A 3,060-nucleotide genomic window follows, 5' to 3' on the forward strand; every position below is an offset into this window, starting at 1 on the left:
ATTCCGAACTGAATTGGGTCCATTCCAAGTTCTTTTACGACCGGTAAAAAGATAGGGGTGAAAATAAGTATGGCCGGTGTCATATCCATAAATGTTCCGACTGCGAGCAGTATCAGGTTTATTGTTAGGAAAATTATGTATTTATTTTCTGATAATCCCATCAGTGCCTGACTTATCTTTATGGGGATATTTTCGTACGAAAGAACCCAGCTTGTGGCCATGGATGTTCCGATCAAAAGAAAAACCACCGCGGTGGTGATAACACATTGCAGGAGGATAGCAGGTATCTCTCTGAGATCAACCTCCTTATAGATCAGAACAGAAAGTATGAAGGCATAAACTACAGCGATTGCCGAAGCCTCTGTCGGGGTGAATATCCCAGAAAGTATTCCGCCTAAAATAATCACAACCAGCAACAGGGCTGGAATAGCTTTAAAGAATTTTGAAACAGCTTCAGATATGGGATACGAAGAGCCTCTGCCGTAATTATTCTTAAAAGATATCATCCCTGCGACAGTGATAAGAGCCAAGCCAACCAAGATGCCGGGGATGATACCGGCTATGAAGATATTGGCGATGGAAACTGTTCCGCCCGCTGCCAGTGAATAGATGATCATTGCATTACTTGGGGGAATAAGAAGGCCGGTGGTTGCTGCTGTCACGGTCACTGATGCATTAAAGTTTTTATTATATCCCATTTTGTTCATCAGCGGGATCATGAAACCTCCCACTGAGGAAACGGCAGCGGCTGAGGATCCGGATATTGAGCCAAAAAGCATACAGGTCAATACGTTTACATAGGCCAGTCCACCGGGCAAAGCACCAACGAGGGCGTTTGCGAAATCAATCAATCTTCTTGCGATGCCCCCTCTACCCATAAACAGTCCGGCGAGTATGAAGAAAGGTATTGCAAGGAGTGTGAAACTATTCATACCGTTCATCACACGCTGGGCCACAATAAGAAAGGCGGGTATATCACCTATTGCAAGAATTGCCATCAAAGATGATAATGCCAAGCTTACTGCGATAGGGACTTCAAAGAAGAGCATAACCGTGAAAGTTAAAATCATTACCGTTAATGGAGAGAGCATCAAATTTCCTTATTTTTCATATCACAATAATACAACCATGCGTGCCTGATACTGTATATGGTCATAATTATTCCGCTTACTGGCAATATCAGGTAAACGTAACCCATTTGTATTCCTAATGCAGGTGAATACTGGTTTGTTTCCAGGGTTGCTTTTACCAGTTGGTATCCCCCCAAAGTCAGTATTAGCAGGGCGAAAGCAGTTGTAAGGAAGCTTGCCATGATTCGTATAAGATCTTTATTCGAATCACTGAATTTTTCAACGAAATAATCTATTCCAAGGTGTGCCTTTTCTCGATGTGCTATACAGGCGCCAAGAAGACCTGCCCATATTAGCAGGAAGCCAGCGAGTTCCTCTGTCCATGCACTTGGAGTTTTAAGTATGTATCTTGCGAGTACCTGCCAGAGGACGTCTATTACCAGCAATGCCATAATGATGATTGCCGCAATGTTAATTATTTTATCAAAGATATTCAGAAAACGTTTCATTTTTCAGTACAATTAATGGTCTGTATTTTTGTTATCATATTTCCTGTCCACGTTCCATCAAAGCTTTTCCATAATGGCTGGACGGCCTGGATGAAAGGTTTTTTATTAGGGTGAATTATTTCAACTCCAGCTTCTTGCACTTTTTGCAATGTGGCGGTTTCTTTTTGAGCCCATAGTTCATACTGGTACTGGGCGCATTTTTGTGCGGTCTCGGTGATGATATCCTGCTGCTTAGCGGTTAACCTGTTCCAAAAAATGTTACTAATGAGAAGCATATCCGGTATTCGAAGATGCTCATCCAGTGAGTAATACCTACAGAGTTCGAAATGCATAGAACTATAGAAACTTGGAGGATTGTTTTCGGCTCCGTCAACTACTCCCTGCTGCAGGGCTGTGTAAAGTTCACCGAAGTCTATAGGGGTTGGTGAGCCATTGAGGGCCTTGATAGTTCTGATTGACATGTTTGTTTTCATGACTCGTATTTTCAAACCCTCTAAATCTGCAGGACAGTGAATAGGTGTATTTCGTGTATAAAAGCTCCTTGCGCCCGCGTCGAAAAAGCACAGGCCTTTAAGGCCGAACTTTTCGCCGCTCCGGAGCAATTCATTGCCAATATCGGAGTTTAGAGTTTTCAGCATGTGCTGCTTTGATCGGAAGAGGTACGGTACTCCAAATACCTGCATTTCGGGGATAAAGCTTTCTAACGGTCCGCAAGAACAAATGCTCATTGAAAGAACACCGGACTGGAGTTGTTCAATAGCTTCTCTGTCAGCCCCGAGCTGGCCATTGGGGTATATATATGCCTGTATCTGTCCATTTGATTCAGAATCCAACTGCTTAGCAAAGTATTGTATTGATTTGTGCAAAGGATGCGATGTATCGAGGTTGTGCGCTATTCTCAGGACGGTTTTTGTGTTTTTTGAGGGCCTATAGGTAAGCCCTACTGCCACTGCTGTGATTATAAGCAGCCATATAAGGATTTTAGCTTCGGTTTTCATATTTTTAAATCATGGAGGGTCCACAAAAAGCCATGCGCTGCCAGCCTTTTGATTCACTGCTTCTCGGTGGAATTCCAAGGATCTCTCTGCCGAGATCGACGTAATAACGATAGTTATCCAGTGGTGTGCCGTTCGGAATCCTGTGATCCAAGCCGAAAACCACCCCGCCCTGTTGCATCATGGGTTGCATTTTGTATTCAAGCTCGGTTCTAATATCTTCTTTCGTGCCACGCAGTATATGTTTGTCAATACCTCCTGCCATGGTTAGTTCATTGCCGTACTTCTTTCTTGTTTCCACTATATCCATACCCGCTGCCGGCTCCATTGGATAAATCGAGTTAATACCACAATCGAGTAAGGCGTCGATAATCGGGTCGATATTGCCGTCGCTGTCCATCTGGAATATCTTCGTACCTTTGCTTGAGAATAAATCCCAGACTTTGGTGTAATATGGTTTAAAGTGTTGTTCAATCTGAACAGGCC

At 43.4% G+C, this 3,060-nt stretch carries 4 protein-coding genes; all 4 read right to left on the reverse strand.

Annotated elements, in window-relative coordinates; translation table 11 throughout:
- On the reverse strand, positions 1-1,091 hold a 1,091-nt coding region (locus GF401_05335), incomplete at its 3' end, for a TRAP transporter large permease subunit (GenBank protein MBD3344466.1).
- Complete coding sequence (locus tag GF401_05340; protein ID MBD3344467.1) at positions 1,091-1,579, reverse strand: TRAP transporter small permease subunit; 489 nt, start codon at positions 1,577-1,579, stop codon at positions 1,091-1,093. The genes GF401_05335 and GF401_05340, both read right to left, overlap by 1 nt.
- On the reverse strand, positions 1,576-2,559 hold the full coding sequence (locus GF401_05345; GenBank protein MBD3344468.1) for a DctP family TRAP transporter solute-binding subunit: 984 nt from the start codon (positions 2,557-2,559) through the stop codon (positions 1,576-1,578). Before GF401_05345 ends, GF401_05340 begins: the two co-directional genes overlap by 4 nt.
- A gap of 22 nt (positions 2,560-2,581) precedes the next feature.
- Positions 2,582-3,060 (reverse strand): hypothetical protein (locus tag GF401_05350; GenBank protein MBD3344469.1); only part of this gene is annotated, 479 nt, incomplete at its 5' end.

This window comes from Chitinivibrionales bacterium, from assembly GCA_014728215.1.
Taxonomy (GTDB): Bacteria; Fibrobacterota; Chitinivibrionia; order Chitinivibrionales; family WJKA01; genus WJKA01.

Excerpts from the sequence above, each read along its gene's own strand:
- GF401_05340 (MBD3344467.1), bottom strand. The coding sequence starts at position 1,579 with ATGAAACGTTTTCTGAATATCTTTGATAAAATAATTAACATTGCGGCA.